At 56.4% G+C, this 26,375-nt stretch carries 21 protein-coding genes and 3 tRNA genes; 13 read left to right on the forward strand and 11 right to left on the reverse strand.

Annotation, left to right across the window (positions count from 1 at the left end; translation table 11 throughout):
* Window positions 1-66 precede the first annotated feature (66 nt).
* The 6 genes from pgsA (at window position 67) to GQR90_RS12965 (ending at window position 3,120) form a co-directional block, all read left to right on the forward strand.
* Entirely contained in the window at window positions 67-615 is a 549-nt protein-coding gene (gene pgsA, locus GQR90_RS12940; RefSeq protein WP_158774469.1) for a CDP-diacylglycerol--glycerol-3-phosphate 3-phosphatidyltransferase, read from the forward strand.
* 212 nt (window positions 616-827) lie between these two features.
* Window positions 828-902, forward strand: a tRNA-Gly gene (locus GQR90_RS12945).
* Window positions 903-1,047: 145 nt separating this feature from the next.
* Window positions 1,048-1,121, forward strand: a tRNA-Cys gene (locus tag GQR90_RS12950).
* A gap of 302 nt (window positions 1,122-1,423) precedes the next feature.
* A tRNA-Leu gene (locus tag GQR90_RS12955) sits at window positions 1,424-1,508 on the forward strand.
* Between the two features lie 241 nt (window positions 1,509-1,749).
* Window positions 1,750-2,577, forward strand: a complete 828-nt coding sequence (locus GQR90_RS12960; protein ID WP_158774470.1) for a formate/nitrite transporter family protein — start codon at window positions 1,750-1,752, stop codon at window positions 2,575-2,577.
* A gap of 129 nt (window positions 2,578-2,706) precedes the next feature.
* Window positions 2,707-3,120, forward strand: coding sequence for an STAS/SEC14 domain-containing protein (locus GQR90_RS12965; RefSeq protein ID WP_158774471.1), 414 nt, complete (start codon window positions 2,707-2,709; stop codon window positions 3,118-3,120).
* Window positions 3,121-3,168: 48 nt separating this feature from the next.
* Here GQR90_RS12965 and GQR90_RS12970 read toward each other — a convergent pair whose 3' ends face one another.
* A complete protein-coding gene (locus tag GQR90_RS12970) occupies window positions 3,169-4,626 on the reverse strand; it encodes a hypothetical protein (protein WP_158774472.1) in 1,458 nt (485 codons plus the stop codon).
* 282 nt (window positions 4,627-4,908) lie between these two features.
* On the opposite strand from GQR90_RS12970, the gene GQR90_RS12975 reads away from it, so the two are divergent.
* The gene (locus tag GQR90_RS12975) at window positions 4,909-6,639 is read left to right on the forward strand and encodes a proline--tRNA ligase (protein ID WP_158774473.1); all 1,731 of its coding nucleotides are present in this window, start codon (window positions 4,909-4,911) and stop codon (window positions 6,637-6,639) included.
* A 295-nt stretch (window positions 6,640-6,934) separates the two neighbouring features.
* A complete protein-coding gene (locus GQR90_RS12980) occupies window positions 6,935-7,669 on the forward strand; it encodes a lytic transglycosylase domain-containing protein (protein WP_233266296.1) in 735 nt (244 codons plus the stop codon).
* 111 nt (window positions 7,670-7,780) lie between these two features.
* Here GQR90_RS12980 and GQR90_RS12985 read toward each other — a convergent pair whose 3' ends face one another.
* The 4 genes from GQR90_RS12985 to GQR90_RS13000 all read right to left on the reverse strand — a co-directional run bounded on the left by GQR90_RS12985 (window position 7,781) and on the right by GQR90_RS13000 (window position 11,919).
* Window positions 7,781-9,340: a phosphoenolpyruvate carboxykinase gene (locus GQR90_RS12985; RefSeq protein ID WP_158774475.1), complete on the reverse strand. Its 1,560-nt coding sequence runs from the start codon at window positions 9,338-9,340 to the stop codon at window positions 7,781-7,783.
* 314 nt (window positions 9,341-9,654) lie between these two features.
* A complete protein-coding gene (hslO, locus tag GQR90_RS12990; protein WP_158775509.1) occupies window positions 9,655-10,530 on the reverse strand; it encodes an Hsp33 family molecular chaperone HslO in 876 nt (291 codons plus the stop codon).
* Window positions 10,531-10,834: 304 nt separating this feature from the next.
* Entirely contained in the window at window positions 10,835-11,227 is a 393-nt protein-coding gene (locus GQR90_RS12995) for an RNA-binding S4 domain-containing protein (protein ID WP_158774476.1), read from the reverse strand.
* A complete protein-coding gene (locus GQR90_RS13000; protein ID WP_158774477.1) occupies window positions 11,224-11,919 on the reverse strand; it encodes an HAD-IA family hydrolase in 696 nt (231 codons plus the stop codon). The genes GQR90_RS12995 and GQR90_RS13000 overlap by 4 nt, the downstream gene beginning before the upstream one ends.
* Window positions 11,920-12,255: 336 nt before the next feature.
* On the opposite strand from GQR90_RS13000, the gene nudE reads away from it, so the two are divergent.
* The gene (gene nudE, locus GQR90_RS13005; RefSeq protein WP_158775510.1) at window positions 12,256-12,825 is read left to right on the forward strand and encodes an ADP compounds hydrolase NudE; all 570 of its coding nucleotides are present in this window, start codon (window positions 12,256-12,258) and stop codon (window positions 12,823-12,825) included.
* Between the two features lie 215 nt (window positions 12,826-13,040).
* Here nudE and GQR90_RS13010 read toward each other — a convergent pair whose 3' ends face one another.
* Entirely contained in the window at window positions 13,041-13,400 is a 360-nt protein-coding gene (locus GQR90_RS13010; RefSeq protein WP_158774478.1) for a protein YbgS, read from the reverse strand.
* A gap of 586 nt (window positions 13,401-13,986) precedes the next feature.
* Between GQR90_RS13010 and GQR90_RS13015 the strand changes: the two genes are divergently transcribed.
* The 3 genes from GQR90_RS13015 to GQR90_RS13020 all read left to right on the forward strand — a co-directional run bounded on the left by GQR90_RS13015 (window position 13,987) and on the right by GQR90_RS13020 (window position 17,901).
* Window positions 13,987-15,573, forward strand: a complete 1,587-nt coding sequence (locus GQR90_RS13015; RefSeq protein WP_158774479.1) for a helicase HerA-like domain-containing protein — start codon at window positions 13,987-13,989, stop codon at window positions 15,571-15,573.
* 231 nt (window positions 15,574-15,804) lie between these two features.
* Complete coding sequence (locus GQR90_RS17755) at window positions 15,805-15,927, forward strand: hypothetical protein (protein WP_267902033.1); 123 nt, start codon at window positions 15,805-15,807, stop codon at window positions 15,925-15,927.
* A 420-nt stretch (window positions 15,928-16,347) separates the two neighbouring features.
* Window positions 16,348-17,901 carry a diguanylate cyclase domain-containing protein gene (locus GQR90_RS13020; RefSeq protein ID WP_158774480.1) on the forward strand — a complete coding sequence of 518 codons (1,554 nt, stop codon included), beginning with the start codon at window positions 16,348-16,350 and terminating at the stop codon, window positions 17,899-17,901.
* A 135-nt stretch (window positions 17,902-18,036) separates the two neighbouring features.
* Here the strand turns inward: GQR90_RS13020 and ilvD are convergent, their stop codons facing one another.
* On the reverse strand, window positions 18,037-19,881 hold the full coding sequence (gene ilvD, locus GQR90_RS13025; protein WP_158774481.1) for a dihydroxy-acid dehydratase: 1,845 nt from the start codon (window positions 19,879-19,881) through the stop codon (window positions 18,037-18,039).
* A 369-nt stretch (window positions 19,882-20,250) separates the two neighbouring features.
* On the opposite strand from ilvD, the gene GQR90_RS13030 reads away from it, so the two are divergent.
* On the forward strand, window positions 20,251-20,592 hold the full coding sequence (locus GQR90_RS13030; protein ID WP_158774482.1) for a YegP family protein: 342 nt from the start codon (window positions 20,251-20,253) through the stop codon (window positions 20,590-20,592).
* Window positions 20,593-20,763: 171 nt separating this feature from the next.
* On the opposite strand, the gene lon is transcribed toward GQR90_RS13030, so the two are convergent.
* The 4 genes from lon to GQR90_RS13050 all read right to left on the reverse strand — a co-directional run bounded on the left by lon (window position 20,764) and on the right by GQR90_RS13050 (window position 26,374).
* Window positions 20,764-23,220: an endopeptidase La gene (gene lon, locus GQR90_RS13035; RefSeq protein ID WP_158774483.1), complete on the reverse strand. Its 2,457-nt coding sequence runs from the start codon at window positions 23,218-23,220 to the stop codon at window positions 20,764-20,766.
* Between the two features lie 198 nt (window positions 23,221-23,418).
* A complete protein-coding gene (locus GQR90_RS13040) occupies window positions 23,419-24,699 on the reverse strand; it encodes a DUF945 family protein (protein ID WP_158774484.1) in 1,281 nt (426 codons plus the stop codon).
* Between the two features lie 119 nt (window positions 24,700-24,818).
* The gene (locus GQR90_RS13045) at window positions 24,819-25,292 is read right to left on the reverse strand and encodes a phosphatidylglycerophosphatase A family protein (RefSeq protein ID WP_158774485.1); all 474 of its coding nucleotides are present in this window, start codon (window positions 25,290-25,292) and stop codon (window positions 24,819-24,821) included.
* Complete coding sequence (locus GQR90_RS13050) at window positions 25,289-26,374, reverse strand: thiamine-phosphate kinase (protein ID WP_158774486.1); 1,086 nt, start codon at window positions 26,372-26,374, stop codon at window positions 25,289-25,291. The genes GQR90_RS13045 and GQR90_RS13050 overlap by 4 nt, the downstream gene beginning before the upstream one ends.
* Window position 26,375 lies beyond the last annotated feature (1 nt).

The following is a 26,375-nucleotide window of genomic DNA, read 5'->3' on the forward strand; positions in this document are numbered from 1 at the left end:
CTTGCAACTCTTGCCCTTCATTTCGCCCAGCCACCTACGCTTCATGCAAGGACTCGTGCCGTCACGATGAGCATTCCCAATATCCTGACTCTGATCCGCATCGTATTCATTCCGCTGCTGGTGGTGTGTTTCTATTTGCCCTATGCATGGAGCCTGCCTGTCACCGCACTGCTCTTCGCGCTGGCTGCCATCACTGACTGGTTCGATGGCTATCTTGCCCGCCGCTGGAATCAGACCACACCCTTCGGTGCCTTCCTCGACCCGGTAGCCGACAAGTTGATGGTCGCCGTGGCACTTGGCCTGCTGATCGAACGTTACGATAGTCTGTGGATGACCATCCCGAGCCTGATCATCATCGGTCGCGAAATCGTCATCTCCGCGCTGCGTGAGTGGATGGCTGAGCTTGGCAAGCGCGGCAGTGTAGCGGTTTCCTGGGTCGGTAAACTCAAGACAGCCGCTCAGATGCTGGCGCTGTTCATGCTGCTGTTCTTTGCGCCCGAAAGCACGGGGGGCGACGCGGGTCTGGGGCTACTGTATATCTCGGCTGCGCTGACCTTGTGGTCGATGATCGCTTACCTACGTGCAGCCTGGCCAGAGTTGGTACGTTCCATCTAGTCCGATCACGCACTGATCGACTCTCGACGCCCACAGCGCTTTCTGCCTGTGGGCGTCTTCGTTACAGCCCATCAAAAAGACGCTCCCGCCACTTTGAACGAGCGCACCACTTCATGTGCCCACTCCTTGTGCCCCCCTTCATTCAGAGAGAAGGATTTCCATTAACTGTTTGACAGCATGGGAATTATCCGTATAATTCGACCTCGAGTTCAGCGGGAATAGCTCAGTGGTAGAGCACAACCTTGCCAAGGTTGGGGTCGCGAGTTCGAATCTCGTTTCCCGCTCCAGTGAAAAAGTCATGCGATAAGATCATTGGCAGCAACATCGGCCAGATCAGATCTCATTCACTATTTCACGACTCATGTGTCTACGTAGCATCAGTAGAGACTCCTCGGATCAGACGACAGCGTAGCCTGTCATCGTGATCATTGAGGCTGGATGGCAGAGTGGTCATGCAGCGGACTGCAACTCCGTGTACGCCGGTTCGATTCCGACTCCAGCCTCCATTTCAGACAATGAAACATCCCCTGTTTCACTCTGAAATGGTGTAGACACCCTCTCCTCTCGGGTCGTCAATTTCTAACTACATACCCAGCACTTGTCTCAAACTATTGCACGCTATTTTTTTCGTTTTTATCCTGCCCCACCCCAATTCGTTATCTCAATGCCTGATGCCTCGTCGCGCCCTGCCTTTACCAGATCACATTTTCAAGCTTCAAATATATTGTAGAACAACCAGTTAGCCCGTAATTTCTGCGTATTAAAGTTGACCTTGGTCTGAAATATGATAAGTTATCCGCCAGTCTGCGCGGCCATGGTGGAATCGGTAGACACCGGAGACTTAAAATCTCCTGCCTTCGGGCGTGCCGGTTCGAGTCCGGCTGGCCGCACCAGATAATGTTAGTACAGTGTCAAATCGAGCAGCACCCAGATTCAATAGCGCCGCCTCATCTCACGATGGAGCGGCGCTTTTTCATGTGGCATCTTTATCAGTATCCTGTGGCATGCGCCCATTGCTGCCCCTCTCGTTTACACTCTCTTCTTCTACCCCAATTCAGGTTCCTCGGGAGACACTCTTCGCCTATTAGGTCTCACCTACACAAGATTTCACCTACACACGGAAAGGAAAACCGCATGCCTGACACCTCACCACGCCCTGCAACACAGTTCATCGCTTCGCGCGATGTCGCGCAGGAAATATGCAAGGAGGCATGCGAGCACATTCACACCCTCTCCGCTCCCCGTATTCTGGTACTCGCCATACTCGGCGGCGCCTTCATTACCATGGGCGCACTGTTCTCGATCCTGCTATCAACTGGCGTCGAGACCCACGGAATACAACTACTTCTGCAAGGGCTGGGATTCTCGGTCGGCTTTTTCCTGGTCATTCTCACCGGTGCAGCATTGTTTACCGAGGCCAATGTCATCTTGCCGGTCAGCGCGCTCCACTGCTCGCGCACTGACATGCTACGTCGAGGCCTCAAGTTCTGGGTACTCGCATGGATAGGCAATTTGATCGGAACGGCACTCACCGGCTGGGTCGTCTCGCTCGCGCAGGTCTATTCGCCGGAACACCAGGAATTACTGAGCAGCGTAGTCGCCAAAAAGATGCACTATCAGCAGGTGGGCGGCGCGCAAGGCTGGTTCTCGCTGGTGCTCTCGGGAATGCTGGGCAACTGGATGGTAGGCATGGCGGCGTTTCTGGCCGTGATGGGCAGAACCATCATCGACAAGTTCATCCCCATCTTTCTGGCAGTCAGTCTGTTCGTGGCCGGCAACTTCCAGCATAGCCCTGCCAACATGGCCTACTTCTCGATGATCATGCCGACGGGTGAAGGTCCCGGCTGGTGGGATGCCATGCGTTGGAACATCATTCCTGCTGGCATCGGCAACCTGTTGGGTGGCAGCCTGCTGGTCGCACTGCCGCTGTGGTACGGACTGCGTCCATCACGCTGCGAATAACGCTGCGCAAGCACCACATTTTGAAAAAATTGACGGCTGTCGACCGGTTATCAGTGCGACGGGCGACTACACTGAAGGGGGAGCGATGCACTATCGCTTTCCCCTTTTATCAGGAGTAGGAGCCTACCCATGCTGACACTGCTCAAGAGTCCTGCCGATCACGTCGTGGCACTCCGACTGGAAGGCAATATAGATCAGGCTTCGCTGACGCCCGTGATCAAGGAATGTGATGAGCGGCTCGCGCGTCATGGCCGTATTTCATTACTGGTGGAGATCGAGCGCTTCGGGCTCATCACGCCCGCCGCTCTTCTCAATGATATCGGCTACGCACTTCGTCATCTCGGTGATTTTGAGCGTGAAGCCATCATCAGCAAAGCCGACTGGCTACGACATGTCACCGAGTTCAGCAAACATCTGGTCCGCTCGATGGAGGTAAAGCACTTCTCACCCGCTGAGCGAGAAGCGGCCTATGCCTGGGTAGCAGAGTTGCCACGTAAAAAGACACCGTCCGGCAAGCCTGCTGCGGCGCAGGCCCCTCACTAGCCACACTGTCATCATGCTTTCGATTATCCCGTCACCCTGCCCTGTCGCTCATGGCAGGGTACGTATCAGCACCAATCCCGCCAGTAGCATCGCTCCCATCGCCATTGCCCATAACGTCATCGCACGTTCTACTGCGGGGCGTTCTGGTACACGCAATAACTGAAACACGGTAATGAGCGGCAGCATGTAGCGTGTCTCGATCAATTCTCGTGTGCAGATCATCAACGCAAGCATGAGCAGCAGCAGCCCGCCGTGTCCCAATCTGAGCGGTGCGCGCACCCACCATAGCGCCACACTTGAGCACAGCAACATGGTGACCCACAGCCCTGCAGGATGATCTCTCAGCCACAATAGCCAGCGATTGCGGATGGTCCAGAGCTGGAAGTTATAGTCATGAGTCACGCCGAAGGTGGTGGCGAGTATCAGTGTCATGCCCAGCAAAGCCACGAGGCACCATGGACGCTGACGTACCAGCTGCCACTGACGGGGCAGATCTGCCAGCCATAGCGGCAGGAAGACCATGCCGATCACACTCAGGTAATAGCCGATATTTCCGGTATGCCAGCCCGCCTGATGTCGTGAGGTATCGCCCATCGCGATGCCACCATTCCACTCAAGGAAGACCAGAAAGGCGAGTACGGGGATCAATGCCACCCACCACCAACGCTGAGACAATGACCACCATGTCGAGAACAGCCTCAGCGGCGACTGAAAGGCCTCAGAGGAGCCATCCCTCGAGGCCGCCTGTCTGGCTTGCTGATGGGTCAGAAACAGCAGCAAGCCACCCCACAGCCCCAACAGCACGATACTGTCCTGACGTAGCCCCAACCCGGCGAATATCAATACCAGCAACATGATTCTGCGCTGTAGCACCAGCATTACCAGCTGCAGGGCGACCAACGTGATGATCCACGGATCGGTATAGACCAACGCCAGATACGGAAAGATGATCGGTAGCCAGATCCATTGCCAGCATTGCCGACTCGCCTCATGGCGTGCCTGGGGAAGAGACAATGCATGATCCAGCCGCTGATAAGTGCTCGGCAATAGACGCCAGACCAATAACGCCAGCAACATGAAGCCCACCAGGGATATGCCACGCGCCCAGTCGACGGAAGGCATGCCTGGCCAACGCCCATCTGGCAGTGCTGCCGCCAGTGGCAGATGCAACCACTCGCCTAGTGTCTGCACGCCTATCAACACCACAGCCAAGGTGGCGTGATAGAGCGTCAGCGTGGTCAGTTTGGGATGCTGGCTCCAATCGCCTTCCAGAAATTGGCGAATCTGGGCAAAGTGCACCCCTTCATCCACGAAGGGCTTCACCAGGGAATGGCTGACCAGCGCCAGCGCAATCATCAACACCGCGCCTAATCCGACGCAGATCAGCCACGTCAACCATCGTCCAGTCCGCTTATGCCGCCTAGCACCGTCCCGCTCGTCACTGCCCTGCACGTGCTCGTCACGAGAAAGTGCCGCGCGTCCCTCGCGGTGCCCGAATGACTGCATGAGTGATTCTCCTGATCCATTTCCATCCAGCCGGTGCGCTGAATCGCGCCGTAGGTAATACGCGTAACACCCTTAGCTTTTGCGCCTTTCACCATTATTGATAGGCGACTTTTGTGGTTACCTGACACCGCACTTTGCCCCTTAAAGGCTCGCGGCAGTACAATGCGCCTCAGTCTGCTTCGCCAATACGTCTTCACAAGGCGCACCGAAGCCCTGCCTGTTCATGTTCCGCCGCGGCGGAGCGTACCGATCAAAGCGACAAGTCGAGGGATCGCTGAGCCCATGCGTGCCAGTCAACTGCTGATTTCCACTCTCAAGGAAACCCCGTCCGACGCTGAAGTCATCAGCCACCAGCTGATGCTGCGTGCCGGCTTCATTCGTCGCCTGACCTCCGGCCTCTACACCTGGATGCCGCTGGGCCTGCGCACGCTGCGCAAGGTCGAATGCATCGTCCGTGAGGAAATGGACCGCTCTGGCGCTCAAGAAGTCTTGATGCCGGCCATCCAGCCTGCCGAACTGTGGCAGGAATCCGGCCGCTGGGAACAGTATGGACCGGAATTGCTGCGTGTCGTTGATCGTCATCAACGTGATTACTGTGTCGGCCCGACTCACGAAGAAGTCGTCACCGATCTCGCGCGCCGTGAATTGAACAGCTACAAGCAGCTGCCGGCCAATTTCTATCAGATCCAGACCAAGTTCCGTGACGAGATTCGTCCGCGCTTCGGTGTGATGCGCTCACGTGAGTTCATCATGAAGGATGCCTACTCCTTCCACCTCGGCGAAGAGTCCCTGAAAGAGACCTACCAGGTGATGTACGACACCTACGTGCGTATCTTCACGCGCCTGGGCCTCGACTTCCGCCCCGTCATCGCTGACAACGGCTCCATCGGCGGCGAAGGCTCTCACGAGTTCCACGTGCTGGCCGACTCTGGCGAAGATGCCATCGCCTTCTCTACTGGCTCCGATTTCGCGGCCAACATCGAGAAGTGTGCTGCACTGCCAGCACCGCTGGGTGAGACACCTGAGCGCGCGGCTGCCACGCAAGAGATGACGCTGGTCGATACCCCCAACGCCAAGACCATCGCTGCACTGGTCGAGCAACATGGCCTGGATATCGTGAAGACCGTCAAGACGCTGATCGTCAAGGCTGCCGAAGGCGTAGAAGGTGGATTGATCGCGCTGATGGTGCGTGGCGATCACGAGCTCAACGAGATCAAGGCCGAGCATCTTCCGCAGGTCGCGGCGCCGTTGACCATGGCCACTGACGAAGAAGTGCGCGCTGCCGTTGGCGCTGGCTTCGGCTCTCTCGGCCCGGTCGGCCTCAAGATGCCGATCATCATCGATCGCAGTGTCGCACTGATGAGCGACTTCGGTGCCGGCGCCAATATCGAAGGCAAGCACCACTTCGGCCTGAACTGGGAGCGTGATCTACCGCTACCGGAAATCGCCGACATCCGTAATGTCGTGGCTGGCGATCCGTCTCCGGATGGCCAGGGTGTCATCGACATCGCACGGGGTATCGAGGTGGGTCATATCTTCCAGCTTGGCACCAAGTACTCCGAGGCCATGAATGCCACCGTGCTCGACGAGAATGGCAAGGCACAGCCGCTCTCCATGGGTTGCTATGGTATCGGCGTGACGCGTGTGGTGGCGGCTGCCATCGAACAGGGTAATGACAAGGGCGGCATCGTGCTGCCGGAATCCATTGCACCATTCCAGGTGGCGATCGTGCCGATGAACGCACACAAGTCCGTGCGTGTCAGCGAGACTTCCGAACGTGTCTATCAGGAACTGAAGGCAGCGGGTTATGACGTGCTGCTGGATGACCGTGATCTGCGTCCGGGCAACAAGTTTGCCGATGGCGAGCTGCTGGGTATCCCGCATCGCCTGGTGATCGGTGACCGTGGCCTCGATAACGGCGAGTACGAGTACAAGGGTCGTCGTGATGCTGAAGCGACCATGATCCCCGTCGATACATTGATGGAGTTCCTGGCCGAGCGCAGCAGCCGCTAAGTCTCTGTCAGCGAGTCAACGACAGCCCGCCTCCTTCATCGGAGGCGGGCTGTCGTCGTTCAAGACGCATACGTCATTGGAAGCACGTTATTCAAGATCCTCATTAGTGCGCACCGAGTCATTAACGTCAACGCCACGGAAACGGCATAATATGGCACTGACATACACGCAGGGACTGCGCATGACCTCATCATCGACTGCGGCGGACGATGTCTCCCGTTCGCCTCATTCCACATTTCAACAGCGCCGATCTGACACTCCCTCAGCACAGCGTAGTGGCATAGATCGCCATGCAGTGCCCAAGGTGACATGGCAACGTCAGCTGCGCACTGCACTGGGCGCGCTCTTGCTGCTATCAGTTTGTCTCGCAGGTACTTTGATCAGTGGACCAGTACGCGCCGCCGCTGCAATTCCCGAAGAGGGCCTTTCACCTGCGCTACGTGACAGCTTGCGGGAGGCTCTTGAGGAGCCAGAAGGCTACGAAGACCCCATCGATGCTCTGCACTGGGTACTGAGCATGCAGCAACGTCTTGAGCGCTATATGCCAGATCGCGCGGCGCGTATCGACCTGCTACGCAAGGTGCGCCGTGAAGCGACCCGCACCGGCCTTGCGCCGGAGCTGATACTGGCCGTCATCCAGGTGGAGAGCGCCTTCCGCCCTGTTGCGGTATCTCATGCCGGCGCGCGCGGCTTGATGCAAGTGATGCCATTCTGGAAGCGTGAAATCGGCGAGCCGAGTGACAATCTTCTCGATCAGGACACCAGCCTGCGCTATGGCGCTACGATTCTGGCTCACTACCTCAAGCGCGAGAAAGGCGACATCACCGATGCATTGGCACGCTATAACGGAAGCCTTGGCAAGACCTGGTATCCAGAACGCGTCATGCGTGCCTGGACCACTCGCTGGTGGTATCAAGCACCCGCGCCCTTTGTTGTCGAAGACGCTCACACCACTGAAGACCCGCGCTCGGCGGATGATGCGCTCGACTCACCGGCGAGTCGATCGCTAGCCGTCGGGGGCAGTCCTTGAGAGCCTCAGCGGTAAATATCTGCACCATGCACACGAAAACGCCCCGCCCGGGAACCCGGGCGGGGCGTTTCATTTACGCGACGCTGTTGCGCCACGTCTATCATGCGCGCATCAGACCAGTGTCGGACCTGCGGCAACGATAGCAGCATCCACGCCCGCGAACTTCTTGAAGTTCTCGACGAACTTGGCTGACAGATCACGTGCCTTGCCGTCATAGGCTGCACGATCCTGCCAGGTATCACGCGGATCAAGCAGCTTGGAATCAACACCCGGCACACGCACCGGTACATCGAGGTTCAGCACATCAATGTGGCGCGTCTCGATATCAACCAGGGAGCCATTCTGGATGGCACTGATGATGCCGCGTGTCGTCGGAATGGAGAAGCGTGAGCCCCCCTCACCGAAGGAGCCGCCGGTCCAGCCGGTGTTGACCAGATAGACGCGCGAGCTGAAGGATTCAATACGCTTGATCAGTAGATCAGCGTACTCACGTGCCGGGCGCGGGAAGAACGGTGCGCCAAAGCAGGTAGAGAAGGTCGCTTCAAGGCTGGAGGTAGAGCCCATCTCGGTAGAGCCGACCTTGGCTGTGTAACCAGACAGGAAGTGATACGCCGCTGCCTGATTGCTCAGCACGGAAACCGGCGGCAACACGCCCGACATGTCGCAGGTCAAGAAGACAATGGCATTCGGCTCGCCAGCACGGTTTTCCGGTACGCGCTTCTCGATGTGCTCCAGCGGATAGGCAGCACGCGAGTTCTGGCTCAGCCGATCATCACCATAATCAGCCCCACGGCGGTCATCCAGCACCACGTTTTCCAACACGGCACCAAACTTGATCGCATTCCAGATGACCGGCTCGTTCTCTTGAGAGAGATCGATGCACTTGGCATAGCAGCCGCCTTCAATGTTGAAGACGGTGCCTTCGCCCCAGCCATGCTCATCATCGCCGATCAGATGGCGGGACGGATCAGCGGACAACGTCGTCTTGCCAGTGCCAGACAGACCGAAGAACAGCGTCGTCTCACCATCGTCACCAACGTTGGCAGAGCAGTGCATCGGCAGGACGTCTTTTTCCGGCAGCAGGAAGTTCTGCACCGAGAACATGGCTTTCTTCATCTCACCGGCGTAACGCATACCCGCCAGCAACACACGACGACGTGCGAAGTTGATCAGCACGATGCCGTCAGAGTTACTGCCATCACGCTCAGGGTCGCAGACAAAGTGCGGCGCGTTGAGGATGGTCCACTCGCTCTTGTCCTTGGCATTGAAGCTGTCTGGACGCACGAACATGGTGCGCGCGAACAGGCTGTGCCAGGCGGTTTCGGTGGTGACACGAATAGGCAGATAGTGTTCAAGGTCCGCGCCGACGTGTAACTCAGAGACGAAGCTGGTGCGCTCGCCAAGATAGTCCTCGACTCGCTCCCATAGTGCATCGAAACGCGCTGGGCTGAACGGACGATTGACGTTGCCCCAGTCGATGGCGTCGGACGTGGACGGCTCATCGACGATGAAACGGTCATTCGGCGAACGACCACTGCGCTCGCCCGTCTCGACGACCAGCGCGCCATTGTTGGACAGACGACCTTCACTACGGGCTACCGCCAATTCGATCAACTCGGCACTGCTGAGATTGGTGTGAGTGGTCACCGCACTATCTTGATGCTTGCTCATTCGCGTCTCCGCGGCCCAGGGCCGCCCTCTCTCTTGATGGCTGAAGCCAGATGCCTGCAGTACATGCCGCAGGCTTATTTTATGTACCGATTGCAGCTGCTCGAATCCGACATGACTCAGCGCCATGTCGCCACTCACAGAGCGTCCGGCCCTGTGCTGGCAAGGCATTATCGCAAAAAGGCACTCAGGCGGAAATGCCCATTGATGCAACACTGACTCGCAGGGGACATCTCATCCTTCGCAAAGAAATGTCCGACAAATGTCTACCCTGTCTCTGCCAGGACATCCTGCTTCAGTGTCTAGCACTCATCACCTCAGTGAACGACCGGACTATCGGCTTCCGGGTCTTCGATGATGGACTCGATCTCGATTGCACTGAATGCATAACGGGTGTGACAGAAGTGACACTGGGTCGATAATTCACCCTGTTCTGCGACAATCTGGCGCAGATCTTCTGGCTGAATACTGTGCAGCGCAGCACCTAGACGCTCTCGAGAGCAGGTGCAACCGAAGCGCAGTGCCTTGGGATCAAAGATACGCACCGTCTCTTCGTGGTACAGACGATGCAGGACATCTTGTTGATCAAGCGTCAGCAACTCTTCTGCCTTGAGAGTGTCAGCCAGATGTGTCACACGTTCCCAGGCATCCGGGTCTTGATTGGAGGCATCGTTAGGCAGTTGCTGCAGCATCACGCCACCGGCACGCTGACCGTTTGCCATCAGCCACAGACGCGTCGGTAGCTGCTCCGATTGACTGAAGTAGCTCTCCAGACAGCCCGCAAGATTGTCTTGATCAATCGCCACGATGCCTTGGTAACGCTTGCCGTCACGCGGGTCCAGCGTGATGACAATCTGGCCCTGACCGATCAACTCCATCAGTGACGCTTCATCTGTCGGCAGTACGGCTTCATCGCTGAGACGCGCGATGGCGCGCAGCTCGCCACCCGGATTGGATTCCGCCATCAACTGACGCACCACTCCATTACCGCGCACTTCCAGCGTCAGGGTGCCATCAAGCTTGATCGTCTCCGTCAGCAGCGCCGCAGCTGCCAGCATCTCACCAAGCTGGCGTGAGATAGCTTGCGGATAGGAGTGGCGGTCCAGTACTTCGGCATACGATTTATCAAGTGCGACAATTTCGCCACGTACGTTGGTCGCATCAAACAGGAAACGCTGAATCTGATCGAACACCGGCGGCTCGACCTTAAGGTCAGTGTCTTGGGTATCAGGGTCTTGCATGTTGGTATCTTGCATATCGTGATCGCTCATTAAGAGGGTCCTCGAGCCAGTCGCCATCAAGTGTCATCTGCTGCCATCAACGCCATGCGATAACGCTCAATCTCTACCGGCAACGACGTGCACCTGGCCCATCAGGTCACTGAAGGCCAGGCACATCGCAATGAAATTGGGGGGAAATACGGTATTACAACTGCATCAGTGGACTAAGCGAGCGCTAGACGCCAAGGGCCAGCGATAAAGTCCAGATGGCACAAGGCTAACCATCAGTATCCTGTCGCTGAAAGCGATGAATATGGCGGCGCTGCTTCTTGTCAGGCCGGCCCGGCGGCGGGCTCATGCCCTGATTGCCGAGGCGGCGTGTTTCAGCATCACGCTCACGACGAAGACGAGAGTCCTCTGTTTCTTGATAGAGCCTTTGAGCTTCCGATGCACCACGACGCTGATCACTCAGCGTCAGTACCTCGACGATAATGCGATCCCAGCCTTGGGGTATCTCGACAAGGGCACCGATCTCGACCATTTTCGACGTCTTCACTCGCCCGCCATTATAGTGGATCTTGCCTCCTTCGATGGCCTTCTTGGCCAACCCCCGCGTCTTGAAGAAACGAGCCGCCAAGAGCCACTTGTCGATGCGTACCTGCTCGCTCATCCGATCTCCTTGTTAGCCCCACCCAGCGTTTGCTCGCAGCCGCCACCGGCCGTCAATACTGCAAAGCCATCCAGGCCATGCACACGATCGAAGTCACGCGGCGGTTGTTTGGAATCCGGCTGGCGTACACCCAGAAGATGCGCAATACCGTAAGTATGAGCGCTTTCCAGCACCTGAGGATTATCATCGATGAACAGGGTGCGTGCCGGATCGAAAGGCTCGATCTCGTTCAGCTTATGCCAGAAGGCCTGCTCTTCCTTGGCATGGCCAAGATCTGCAGATGACACCACTGCATCAAAGTACTCACCCATGCCGGTCAAACCGAACTTGAGCTCGATGCCGTGACGATCAGCATTGGTCGCCAGCACCACACGCTGGGGTTGCTCTTTCAGCCAGGCAAGGAAGGCTTCAGCCTCATGGCGATAGCCGATGAGATGCTGAACTTCACGCTTGAGCGCCACGACATCCAGCTTCAGCTCGCGACTCCAATACTCCAGGCTGTACCAGTTGAGTGTGCCGGACTCTCCGATGATTCGCGCCTGGAGATCCGCTTGCAGCGCAGCGTCAAGACGGTGCAACTCACAGTAGCGGCGTGGCAGGTGCTCTAACCAGAAATGGCTGTCGAAATGTAGATCGAGAAGTGTGCCATCCATGTCGAGCAGCACGGTATCGATAGTGTTCCAGTCAATCATCAGTATCAGTCAGCCGGAGGAGAAATGGGGGCTCATAGTGTAAAGCATGGCATGTGCCTTCGCATGTCTTGAGCGCATCGTAAGCGTGCCTGTCCAGCTGCTACATCCCCATCAGGACTGATGCACCAACCTGATCAAAAGTTGCGATTTTTCTGTATCAGGTAAAGCGCCGTCTTTCAGACGAACAGCGATTGCTCCTCTCTCGGAGGCCTGCCACGATAGGCAGCAATATCGGTATTATTTGTCGGTACTCTTTTTATGACTCGAGGACTCACGATGGACGATGCTTCGCGCTCCGATAGCCACACAAACGGTGTTCCGCTTGATGTCAGTGACATGATCCCTCCTCGTATTGACTCGCGACGGGAAGTCGCGCGCTCTCGCCTGTTTGCCGTCGAGGCACTGGAACTGACCTTTTCCAACGGTGCCACACGCAGCTTCGAACGCCTCAAGAGTGGGGGGCACGGAGCCGTCATGATCGTCGCCATGCCAGATCCTGACCATGTACTGTTGATTCGTGAGTATGCCGCCGGCCCAGAGCAGTATGTGCTGACGCTACCCAAGGGCTTGATCGATCCCGGGGAAGATCCCGTGACAGCAGCCAATCGTGAGCTGATGGAAGAATGCGGTTATGGCGCGCACGACATCGAGCCACTGGCCGAGCTCAGCCTGGCGCCCAATTATATGGATCACCGCATGAACGTGATGCTGGCGCGTGATCTGTATGAAAAACGCCTGCCGGGAGATGAGCCGGAACCGTTGATTGTCGAGCGTCATCGACTCGATGAATTGCCGGCACTGCTGGCGCGTGAGGATTTCCATGAAGCTCGAGCAATCGCGGCGCTCTTCATGGCCCGCGAGCGACTACTGGCCGGTGAAGACACGCACAGTCCACGCTGGTGGTAGCGCCCCGGTAATGGCGCAGATGATATAGCGCCGCTGTATCGTTCACTGACCTGCCCCTACCTCTACACACCTCACATGCCAAAACGCCAGCTCCCCGCGAATGCGAGGAGCTGGCGTTTCACTGTAGGGCTACAAGCTGAGTCGTGCTGGCAACTCATGCTGTCACGCAGCCCTATAGATCACCTTTCAAAGATAAGCCTTCCAACGGAGAAAGCTTACTGAGTCTTCATGCTGCCATCATCAGTGTTGGCAGAGCCGGACTCTGGGCTGACACCCATGTGATCATCACTCTTGTCCATTACCTTGCCGTGCTTGGCAGACTCTGATTGCGCAGAATCACCTTTCACCATCATGGAATCTTCTTTGGTGTTGGCAGAGCCGCTATCAGTGTTCATCTGGGTATCGTCTTTCACCTTGCCGCCTTCATGGCCAGCGGCAGTTCCGCCCTCCACCATGGTGGAATTCGCCCCAGTGTTGGCAGAACCAGTGTTGCTGGACTCATGGTCTTCTGCATAGGCCGCAGCAGCCGGTAGTGTCAGTGCAGTCGCCAGCAAGATAGTCGTTAGCTTCTTCATGATCCGTTCTCCAGTTGCGGTCTAGTACAACAGGCCGGTAGATGTTCTACACGGCTGTTGGTGGTGAGCTTGGGTCTCTCCAACACTGACATACCTTGTCAGTCAGAAACCGGCTCAGATGAAGCCAGGCAATGTGCCGCCTGCGCCTTTTCACGATTCAGGGACAGATGGGATCGAAGGCGCATGACGAGGAAAACAATACCGAAGTTATATTTCATTACACCTCGATAGACTCGGCCACGCTCATTTCTGCCAATCAATTTCGATCCTCACTGCGCTTGTGCTTAAAGATATGGAACCATCGACAGAGACTTTCAAGCAGTCATTCTGAAAATTCTTCATGGAACGCCAGAATAACTATACAAAAGTGACACAAAAAACCGCGTTTATCCATCGCAAGCCATGAGAAATCCCTTGGAATTACTGACCTTCAACATCCTGTGTAACGAGAAAGTGATCGCCATCTGGAGAAAATCCACTTGCGTTATTTTACTCAACGCAACATGTTGTAACCATAAGATACCAACACGGGCCAGCTCGTCTTTTCTTCTACAAGATTAAATACTCGGAATGGCGGGAGCACAACATGAATGAGGTTCTCATCGGTGGCCTGGCCGGACAGGGCCCCAAGGGTCACATCGCACTTGCCGGCCGACTCGCCAATCGCCATGGTCTGGTTGCGGGTGCTACTGGCACTGGCAAGACGGTCACTCTGCAAGTATTGGCCGAAGGATTCTCGCGCATGGGAGTGCCTGTCTTCACGGCAGATGTGAAGGGCGATCTTTCAGGGATTGCAGTCGCAGGGACACCACACCCTCGTGTCGATGAGCGTTTGGCGAGCCTGGGTATCAATGATTGGCAGCCACAGGCATCTCCCGTCCGTCTGTGGGATCTTTATGGCAAGGGGGGGCACGCTGTGCGTGCCAGCGTGGACTCCATGGGTCCGGATCTCATGTCGACTCTGCTGGAGCTGAACGATACCCAGAGTGGACTGATGCATTTGGCCTTTGATCACGCCAAGCGTGAAGGACTTGAACTGATCGACCTCAAGGATTTGATAAGCCTGCTCAAGCATATCGAGCGTGAGCGCGATACCTTCGTAGAACGCTATGGCAGCGTCAGTCCACAAAGCCTGGGAGCCATGCTCCGACGGGTCCATGTATTGGCCACTCAGGGCGGTGAACGCTTTTTCGCCGAACCCGCACTCGATATCAATGACATGCTGGCAACCGTGGGAAACGGCGAGCACGCACGAGGAGTTATCAATCTGCTCGACGGGCGTGAACTGATGCAGAGCCCACGCCTTTATACGACATTTCTGCTGTGGTTCTTGTCGACGTTATTCCGCAGGCTGCCTGAACGAGGCGATGCCGATAAACCCGTATTGGTATTCTTCTTCGATGAAGCGCATTTACTCTTTGATGCGGCTCCCAAGGCACTGCTGGAACGACTGGAGCAGACGGTACGCTTGATTCGCTCCAAGGGAGTCGGTGTCTACTTCGTGACCCAGTCACCGGCGGATATTCCCGATGATGTACTCGGACAGCTGGGCAATCGCATCCAGCACGCTCTGCGCGCCTTCACTCCACGTGATCAAAAAGCCGTCAAAACAGCGGCTGATACCTTCCGTCCGAATCCCGCACTCGACACCGCGCGGGTAATTACCGAATTGGGCGTCGGTGAGGCGCTTGTCTCGGTATTGGATAGCAAGGGTGTACCAACGCAGGTAGAGCGCACACTGATCGCGCCACCACGCGGGCGAATCGGCCCATTGACCGATGCTGAACGAACCGAGCTGTTAACCAGTTCTGCACTGGCCGGACGCTATGACGAGCGAGTTGACCGCGAGTCCGCACATGAACGTCTCGAAGCACGCCTGGCAGTACAGGCCACAATCGCCGAGACAACTCATTCATCCACATCCGGGATAACAGGCTCACCTGCCAGCAGCTCAGTCAATGAAGCAGCATCAGCCTCTGCCTCATCACGCACACCGGCATCCAACACAGATTCATCACGCGCTAGCTCATCAAGACCAGGTGCATCAAGGTCAGGCGGACGAAAACGCCAGGGGGCGCTAGAGACACTGATCAAGTCGGTCATGCGTGCGCTAGGTTCCCAACTAGGCCGTTCGCTGATCCGCAGTCTGATTCGTTCATTTACCAAGCGTTGAATCGACCGTCTTGGTCAAGAGTCAGGATGACAGAATGAAAAAGCAGGACATTGCCCATGATAAAAAAACCATGGGTAATGTCCTGCGCTCATTATCACTACACGCTGACACAAGATCGTCGTGCAAGCTCCCTTCGCTCCCTCCCATGACACGCCATACTGATACTTGCTGCTCACCAGCAGTGCACCATCACACTCACTGGTTTGCCAATACTCTTGGGGAGACTTGACGATGTGTATAAGCAATGAAGCGCTGGAACTCTGGCTGGACGACAACTGGTTCGCCATTGAGGTAGCGCTGGAATTACTCGACTCTGAAGAACAGTCAGTCCTATTACTGGCCGAGGCTGCCTGAGTCGAAATCATTCACGCTCAGAGAAAGCCATGTGTTAGCTCGCACCATATTCACACGCTCCATGGCGACTGGCAGGTAACACACGCTGGACAATGCCTTCACGGCTCAGCAACCGAACATTGCGAGCCTCATGAAGAAAATATCAGGGGCATGTCATCGACCATCCATCGATGACATGCCCTGCTTTTATCTGAGGTAAACCCACCGCACCCTCCTTGATGGTCCGCTGCGTGGGTACAAGGTTGAACGAGCGTTTCAATATCGGCACTGGTAACACGTCATAATTGAATGATGGACGTCTCATCATCGAAGGATGCAGTGACGGCAGAGATATGAGGACAAGTCTCTTCCTGCTCAACACACTACTGCCTTATGGCCTACCTCAAGCCATGGCCACGTGAAGGATAAGGATATCACTTGATGCAGGAATCACTCCCTCTCCCCTCTAGCGGCCTTGCTCATATCGTCAACGAACATCTGATACCCGAGCATCTTCACGCACTGCTTGCGTTATCACTATCACCTGACACCTCCCTGTCTCAGCAACTCCATGATCACCTGGTCACCGGGTGTGGTCTACTCGGTATGAAAACAGGGATCCTTGGTCATGCCGAAGCCAACAATTACGAGATCACGGCAGCGATCAACCCGTCACCAGGCAGAGAAGCAGGCTCAGAATGTCCGTTAGGGGCCACTTACTGCGGTGCAGTAGTGAAACACGCCGCCTGCATAGCCTATCCGCACATCAGTCTGATGGAGGGCATGACATCACACCCCGCCTATCAAACCATGGCGTTCGAAAGCTATCTGGCAGCTCCTGTGTGGTCGGAGGGACGACTCACTGGCACTATCTGCTTTGGTGATCCCTCACCGAGAACACACGACTTCACGCCAAGTGAATGCGCGCTGGTGGCCACACTGGGTGTGGCAGTAGGACAGCTGATGGATCGAGAAAATGAGCATCAACGCCTCACCACAGAGCTAAAGCACGTACGCGCAACGAATCAGGAAATGGAGCTACTGTTCTCCCGCTGCCAGCTACCGATGGCAATGATGGACTTTCATGGTCACTGGACACGTCTCAATTCGGCGTTGTCACAACTACTGGGAATAGAAGCCAGCGAGCTGCGGCGTGGATCTCTTGAGGATATTTCACACCCGACAGACATGATCGCCTGTCGCAATGCATTGAACGCCATGCGTGAAGGTGAGCTGACCCACTTCCATCAACGCCATCGTTATAGGGGCCGTCAGGGACTCATGGTCGAGGTGATGCTGAATCTCGATCTGGTCGATGGCCATTCCGGGATCATCCTCAGCCAGCATCAGGATATCAGCGAGCAACTGGCTCATGAAGAGAGCCTCGTCAGGCTGCGTCATAAGCTGGCGTGTCTGACTAAAACACACCCGACTACCAGCGCACCGTTGGATAACCTCATTCCAATGCCACTGCTAGAGCAGCAACTCGACAATGAGATTGCCCGCAGCGCTCGACATGGCCAGGCGCTCTCACTGCTGATGCTCAATGTGGATGCTTTCATTGACTTCAATCGTCTGTTTGGACGACCAGCGGGGGATCGTGCTCTACGTCAGGTTGCGTCCATCCTGCGTAACGCTACTCGCAAGAGCGATGTCGTCAGCCAGCGCGAGGACGGCACACTCATCGCCTTGCTGACCAGCACTGACTCCAGTGGAGCCATCATTCTGGCAGAACGCGTTCGCCATGCAGTCAATGCTCTGGATGGATTGGGCAAGCCCATCACCTGCAGCCTCGGTCTAACCTGCTATCACCCTGCACCCGATACGCTGTCGCTGGCCAACAAGGTCGATCTGATGGAACGGGCCCAACATGCTCTCAAGAAAGCCAAACGACAGGGCCGCGATCGTGTACGCTTTCTTGACCTTGATCCCGCCCACCTTCCTGAATCTGCACTGGTGCCAGGCAGGCTTTCAACTCCGCGTGACAATATCTGAGAAACCTGATTGATCTCTCATTGCCTATTCGCAGTAACGACAACGGCCACCCCTCAGGGTGGCCGTTGTCGTTATGCTTACTGCTAGATGAAGCTGCTCTGCTGATTCAGCACAACCGAGTCAGCGGCTACCGAGTCAGTCCAACTTGCTCAAATCGCGCACTGCGCCTTTATCAGCAGAGGTCGCCAGCAATGCATAGGCCTTCAATGCAGCAGAGACACGACGGTTTCGCTTGGCCGCCGGCTTCCACGCATCCTTGCCACGTGCATCCATCGCTTCACGACGCGCATGCAGCTCGCTATCGCTCAGCTGAACGTTGATGGTGCGGTTCGGGATATCGATCAGGATGGTATCGCCATGCTCGACCAGAGCGATCGCGCCGCCCGCTGCAGCTTCCGGGGAAGCGTGGCCGATGGAAAGGCCCGAAGTGCCGCCGGAGAAACGACCATCGGTCAGCAGTGCGCACGCCTTGCCCAATCCCTTGGATTTGAGATAGGACGTCGGATAGAGCATTTCCTGCATGCCCGGTCCGCCCTTCGGTCCTTCGTAACGAATGATGACCACATCGCCCGCCTTGACCTTGTCCGCCAGCACATCGGCAACGGCCTGGTCCTGAGACTCGCACACATAGGCGCTACCCTCGAAAACCAGAATGGAGTCATCGACACCCGCCGTCTTCACCACACAGCCATCCAGTGCGATGTTGCCGTAAAGCACAGCCAAGCCGCCTTCGGTGGAGAAGCAGTGTGCATAGTCACGGATACAACCATTCGCACGATCACCATCCAGACTCGGCCAACGCGCACTCTGGGAGAAGGCCGTCTGGGTCGGAATACCACCAGGACCTGCCCGATAGAATTCGATCACCGCATCGGTAGGCGAGCGCATGATGTCCCACTCTTCGAGTGCGGCAGAGAGTGAATCGCCATAGACCGTCGGTACCGAGGTATCAATGACACCGGCACGATCCAGCTCACCGAGAATGCCCATGATGCCGCCGGCACGATGAACGTCCTCAATGTGGTACTTCTGCGTATTGGGCGCGACCTTGCACATCTGTGGCACTTTGTGGGACAGCTGATCGATATCAGACAGCGTGAAGTCAATCTCTGCCTCCTGCGCTGCTGCCAGCAGGTGCAGAATGGTGTTGGTGGAGCCACCCATCGCGATATCCAGCGTCATCGCGTTGGTGAATGCGGCCCGCGAACCAATCGCGCGCGGCAACAGATGCGCTTCATTACCTTCGTAATAGCGACGTGCCAGCTCAACGATACGGTGGCCTGCATTCTCGAACAGGCGACGACGGTCAGAGTGGGTCGCAAGCACAGTACCGTTACCCGGCAATGCCAGACCCAGTGCTTCCATCAGACAGTTCATGGAGTTGGCAGTGAACATGCCCGAACAGCTACCACAGGTCGGGCAGGCGCTGCGCTCAATCTCGGCGACCGTTTCATCATCGACGCTGTCGTCGGCCGCGATGACCATGGCATCCACCAGATCAAGACCGTGATCCAGTAGCTTGGTCTTGCCGGCTTCCATCGGGCCACCGGAGACGAAGATGACCGGTACGTTGAGGCGCATGGCAGCCATCAACATCCCAGGGGTGATCTTGTCGCAGTTGGAGATGCACACCAGTGCATCAGCACAGTGAGCATTCACCATGTACTCGACGCTGTCAGCGATCAGGTCACGCGATGGCAATGAATACAGCATGCCATCGTGACCCATCGCGATACCGTCATCGACTGCGATGGTGTTGAATTCCTTGGCGACACCGCCGGCTTTCTCGATTTCACGTGCGACCAGCTGGCCCATGTCCTTGAGATGGACATGGCCGGGTACGAACTGCGTGAAGGAGTTGGCCACCGCGATGATCGGCTTCTGAAAGTCGTCATCCTTCATGCCGGTGGCGCGCCACAGGGCGCGAGCGCCGGCCATGTTACGACCCGCGGTGGTAGTACGAGAGCGATACTCTGGCATGGTGTCCTCGTCAATGCTTGGCCGCTCTCCTGAAAAGGGAGGAACTGTCCCTACGGGAGCGGCTTCTGTTTTGGTCAGTCACTAGTGACTGGTGTCCAGTGGTGACTCGCGGCGCGAAGGCCAAGCGAGATCTACCTGGTAGCAATTCTGTCACGCCACGCCCCTATTTGCCTACCAGAGAGCGCCATCAATGACACCTGAAATCTGCGTGGCTCATGACGCAACACAAGAATGATGGCCAGGATCGTTGAATCACTCGCTTGCAGCATCAAGTCGTGGCGATACGCTCTATACAGCGAATTCTTTCCTGCAGGCATATGCTTTCAGGCGCGGGGACGCCATACATTCCACAAGGAACAGGAGTCACACATGGCCGGAAAATTTGTCATCACGCGTGGCAAGGACAACAAGTTCTACTTTGCCCTCAAGGCCGGTAATGGCGAGCAGATTCTCCAGAGCCAGGGTTATGCCGACAAGCGTGGCTGCCTGAACGGAGTGGAATCCGTGCGCAAGAATGCCATTGAAGAGAAGCGTTTCACCAAGGAAATCGCCAAGGATGGGCGCTTTTATTTCACGCTATTGGCAGCGAACAGTCAGCAGATTGGCCGTAGCCAGATGTACAAATCTGAATCAGGACGCGATAACGGTATCGCCAGTGTCAGCCGCAATGCCGCCGAAGCCGCGGTACTGGAACAACTCGATCCTGTCTAATTCATCTGATGTGGATGCGCTTGAAGCTCTTTTCCATCTGAAGCCTCACCAGGTGAAGGTCACGCCCCGCACTTGAGTTTTTGACGCATGATATTCCCAGACACACGAACCCCGCTGGATAGCGGGGTTCGTGTGTCTAGTGAGGGGTATGTGAGACAACTCACATATCTATCAGTGGTGTTTCCCAGTGCCAGCGCGTGGCTCAAAGGCTATTCGGGCAACATCTGCGTAGCGGGCAGCAAAGTGTACGATCATGCCTTCCTTTAGATAATCCGGTAGCTCGTCATAATCCCGCTGATTGGCCTGCGGCAGAATCAACTCGAAGATATCGCTACGGCGCGCAGCAATTACCTTCTCGCGTATTCCCCCAACGGGCAGTACCTGTCCGGTCAGCGTCAGCTCGCCTGTCATTGCCAGCCCCTTGCGCGGCGCTTGGTGCTTGGCCAGCGACATCAAGGCAGTCGTCATGGTCACACCAGCACTCGGGCCATCCTTGGGCGTGGCACCTTCCGGGACATGCAGGTGGATGAATGACTCGTTGAAGAAATTAGGCTCAGCGTCGTATGCCGCCAGATTCGCCAAGGTGTAAGAATAGGCAATATTTGCCGACTCCTGCATCACTTCACCCAACTTTCCTGTCAGCTTGAGACCCCGCGCCAACCCATGCACCCGCGTCGCTTCAATAGGCAAGGTGGCGCCGCCCATGCTAGTCCAGGCGAGGCCAGTGACCACCCCTTCGCCCGCCATCACCTTCTCCCTGCGGAAGATCGGTGCTCCAAGGAATTCTTCGAGGTTCTTGACCGAGACCTTGACGGTATCCAGCCCCTCCTCAAGTAACTTGACGGCGGCCTTACGCACAATCCGGTGTAACTGCTTCTCCAGCTGACGCACCCCTGCCTCACGGGCATAACCTTCGATCACCTGACGCAACGCTGCGTCGGAAAGATTGATCCGTTTCTTGGGGATGTTGTCGCGAGTCAACAGTTTCGGCCATAGATGATGCTTGGCGATCGCAACCTTCTCTTCGGCAATGTAGCCAGAAAGGCGAATCTGCTCCATGCGGTCCAACAGTGGCCCGGGAATGCTATCCAGCGTATTGGCAGTGCACACGAACAGCACCTTGGAGAGATCCAGGCGCACATCCAGATAGTGATCCAGGAAGTCGACGTTCTGCTCGGAATCAAGCACCTCAAGTAGTGCCGAGGCAGGGTCACCCTGGAAGGATTGCCCCAGCTTGTCGATCTCATCCAGCATGATCACCGGGTTCTCGACTTTCACTTCCTTGAGTGCCTGTACCAACTTGCCAGGCATCGCGCCGACGTAGGTGCGACGGTGGCCTTTGATCTCCGACTCATCACGCATGCCCCCTACCGAGAAGCGGTAGAACTCGCGCCCCAAAGCCTGAGCGATAGAACGACCGATGGAAGTCTTGCCTACTCCGGGCGGGCCGACCAACAAAAGGATTGAACCGCCAACGTCACCCTTGAAGGTCCCTTCAGCGAGGAACTCGACAATCCGCGATTTGACATCTTCCAGGCCATCATGATCCCGATTGAGCACCGTACGCGCATGGGCCAAGTTCAGCTGATCGGTCGAGGTGATGCCCCACGGCAATGAGGTCAACCAATCGAGATAGTTACGCGTCGTACCATATTCCGGTGAGCCGGTTTCCAGCACCGACAACTTGTCGAGCTCATCATCGATACGCGACTGGACACGCTCTGGCACCTTCAATGCCTCGAGACGGCCACGAAAGGTATCGACATCATTCTCGCGATCATCCTTGGAGATACCCAATTCACGCTGGATGACCTTGAGCTGCTCGCGCAGGAAGAACTCGCGCTGATGCTTCTCCATCTGCGCATTCACCTGCTGAGAGATTTCGGTCTGCAACTGGGCGACCTCGATCTCCTTACGCAGCAGGGGTAACACCTTCTGCATGCGCTCCATCACCGGTAGAGACTCCAGCACCTCCTGTAGCTCTGCCCCCTTGGCGGAAGTGATGGCAGCAGCGAAATCCGTCAGTGGACCCGGTTCATGAGGGCTGAAGCGATTGAGATACTGTTTGAGCTCCTCACCATAGAGCGGATTGATCGGCAGCAGCTCCTTGATGCCATTGATCATGGCCATCGCGTAGGCGCGTGTTTCATCGCTTTCGGTATCCACCAGCTCTCGCGGGTAGGTCACTTCCACCAGATACGGCGGTTTGCGTGACAGCCAGCGCTTGATGCGGAAACGCCGCAAGCCCTGTGCGATGAACTGCACCTGCTCTTCCCCGTCTTCCGGTTTGTGCACACGCACGGCCGAGCCAATCTCGGGGAAGCTATCGACCTCGAGCTCATCGACCTCAACATCGCCGACAAAGACAAGACCCACAGCATGATGCGGCGTATTGCCTACCAGCTGCATGGTCTCAGCCCAGCGCTGCTTATTGATCACCAGCGGCTGCACCTGGGCAGGAAAGAAGGGACGATTGTGGATAGGCAGCAGATAAAGACGCTCAGGTAGCTGATCACCACTGGGCACCAGGCCACCAGTCGTCGGCTGGTCATGCTCCTCGGTCTGGGTGTCATCCTCGAAGCCAGAGAGAATATCGTCGTGATCGGAAGTCTTTTCGTGACGTGACATGTAACCCTCTTGAAACCGGGCCTCGGCTGAGGCGATTAACGTCTGCAATGCGGCCAACCACACGCTTTATCAAGTCCAGTAACAAACGGGAATACGGAAACGACGATGCCCGCCAAAAGGCGGGCATCGTGACAACATCGTACGGACCTCTCTCGATACTGCACTTATCGCAGCGTCGAGAGAGACTGCACCAGAGACTCAGTAGATCGGAGTACCGTTGATGCTCAGCTTGTCACCGTCAATGGTCAGCACCACATTCTTGTCAGCAGCTTCCGGCGACAGACCTGCCATCAGCGCCAACATCGGCGGCACGTTACGGAATTCAAAACGGCCACTCATGCGGTTGAGGAATGCCTGCTGGCCTTGCGTAGTCTGCAGCTCGGCAATGCTCAAGCCAGTAATGTCGGTTCCGTCCAGAATCAGCTGGCCATCACCCTGCATATCAACACCAAAGACCTGGCTTTTGGCTTCGAATGACTCGAGTGTCAAACGCGGGGAAGTGCTCAGCATCGTGAACAGCGGCGCCTCAACTTTCTCGAGCATCGCCATCTGCTCATCTTCACTCAGCTCTTCAAAGGGCTTGCCTGCCTCTTCCATCAGCCCTTGCAGCTGAGTAATGAGGTCATAAACAGCGGCGCCCTGCAGACGATCAAGCGACATTGATAGCTTGCCACTCGCCATTTGCTGGTCTCCAGCACTCACATCCTTGACAGCCAGTTTCATCAAATAACGCAGCTCTGTCGGATCAAGACGCGTCTCACCAGCGTAGCTGATGCCTGTCGCGACAACTGGCGGCTGGCCCGTGCCATTGTCGACGGTCAGAGTATCAAGCGTGATGTTGTCATCCTGACGGAAATCATTGTCCTCACCACGGTAGAGCCCATTCAGACTCAGGGTGCCGACGCTGATCGTTTCCTTGCCATTCATGATATCAAAGGGAGTGATCTCACCTTTGACCTTGATTTCAGGAGCATCACTACCGTCATGGGAGGCCGTTAGTTCACCGCCCTTGAAGTCAAACCGCGTGCCGCTCTCAGGGTCCTGCCACACGAAAGCCGGCAGTGTCAGCACAGTGTCGCTGGCGCCGCTGAGGTTATCGACACTGCCATCAAAGGTAATCGCCTTGTCATCACCGATGACATCGGAGATGACGTCGTGCGCCGGCGTACCCAACAGCAACTTGACGTTACCCTTCATGTGGGTAGATAGCAGGCCGTGACCCGCTTCATAAGGCAGCTCAATGCGGACGGGGCCTTGCTCTGCGCCAGTCGACAGCTCCATCTCGACACGACCGGTAGACCCGAACCAGCCGCTATCAACATCAGTACGACTCGCCTTGATATCAGAGCTCTTGTCGAGCTCCGCAATCATGCGCGCCATTTCATCGTCAAAACGCTGACTGGAATAAGCCACACCGCCAACATAACCGGCAGCACCAATCGCGACGACTACCGCCGCAGTTACAAGTCCCTTGCCCATCGTCATTATCCCTTGTGTCTCGTTATTTAAGCATCGCACCGTCTGCGCAGTACGTCATATATCGCGTAACGAAGCCATTCATACAACGGGCGCCAGCAACGTCGGTGAAGCCATCAACGTCAGTGGAACCATAGCCAGAGATGCATCGTCGACCAGGCAAAGATACCAGCAAAGATGTCGTCCAGCATGATGCCGAATCCACCTGCCACACGGCGGTCCGCCCAGCGTATCGGCCACGGTTTTAGTATGTCGAAGACTCGGAAGACCACGAAACCCCACAAGGCAGCCTGCCATGAGAACGGAACGGCCACCATCGTGATCCAGTAACCGACAAACTCATCCCAGACGATACCCGAGTGATCGTGAACCCCCAGATCCTTCGAGGTGCGATCACAGATCCAGATACCAACCAGTGACGCTACCAGCACTATTGCAAGATAGGGCCATAGACTGAGGCTTGCCATCATCCAGTAGAAGGGAATCGCAGCGAGAGTCCCGAAGGTTCCCGGTGCAAAGGGTGCAGTACCGCTGCCCAACCCGAAGGCCAGGAAGTGAACAGGCCGCCGCCACACACTGGCAGGTGCACGATTCATGAAGACACCTCCGCAGTATCATCCGCTGGAAAATGCTGCCAACTTTGCCCTGCTGCCGTCTGCTCGACGCCGTCATTCAGCAAAGACACACGATGCGTCCCACTCTGTGTCGTCTGCATACGGCCAATGACGGTCAATGACAGATTGAAGGTGTGCAGAGCCGCAATGGCCGTCTCGAGGTTGGCCTCAGGAAGTGTCAGCAGCAATTCGTAGTCATCGCCACCATTGAGTACAGCCTGCTGGGCTTCCTGCTCGCCTAGCGCAGCAATGAGTTCTGGCGCCAGTGGCAACTGACCCAACTCGAGAACTGCTGACAATTGGCTGGCACGACAGATATGCGCCAAGTCGCCCATTACCCCATCGGACACGTCCAATGCGGCACTTGCAAGTTCGCGTAGCGCCAGACCAGCATCAATACGAGGTTCAGGACGAAGATAGGCGGCAAGACAGGGATCAAGTACATCACGCTGCCCAGTCTGCCATGCCTTAAGGCCGGCATGTGCCAACCCCGGCTGGCCCGTAATGACGACAAGATCACCCTCACGGGCACCATCGCGGCGAAGAATCGGCAGCGAAGCACTGTCTTCAATGTGCTTGTCAGTGAGGCTTTCGTGACAAGCGGGATCTCTCACACCGCCACGTACCAGCGAAGAGCTACCCAACACCAAGGGCAGCTCACCATGCACGGTAATCGTGATGGAGAGCGGGCCACTCGTGACATCTCCGCCGACCAGCGCAATGCCGTACCGATCAGCCAATGCGTGAAAACCGGCGGCAAATCCATGCAGCCAATCTTCATCGACATTCGGTAGTGTCAATGCCAACAATGCCCAGCGTGGCGTGGCTCCCATGGCAGCAAGGTCAGACAGATTGACCGCCAGAGCCCGGTGCCCGATAGCAGATGCCGGCGCATCCGGCGGAAAATGTACACCCGCCACTGAGGTATCGACACTGACTGCCAATTGCATGCCGTCGCCGGTAGCAAGGAGTGCACAGTCGTCACCCGGCCCCATCAATACGCCCGGAACCCCAGACAGATCACGATGGAAGTAGCGGGCAATCAGCTCGAATTCACCCGGCATG

The sequence above is a fragment of the Cobetia sp. L2A1 genome (genome assembly GCF_009796845.1).
GTDB lineage: Bacteria > Pseudomonadota > Gammaproteobacteria > Pseudomonadales > Halomonadaceae > Cobetia.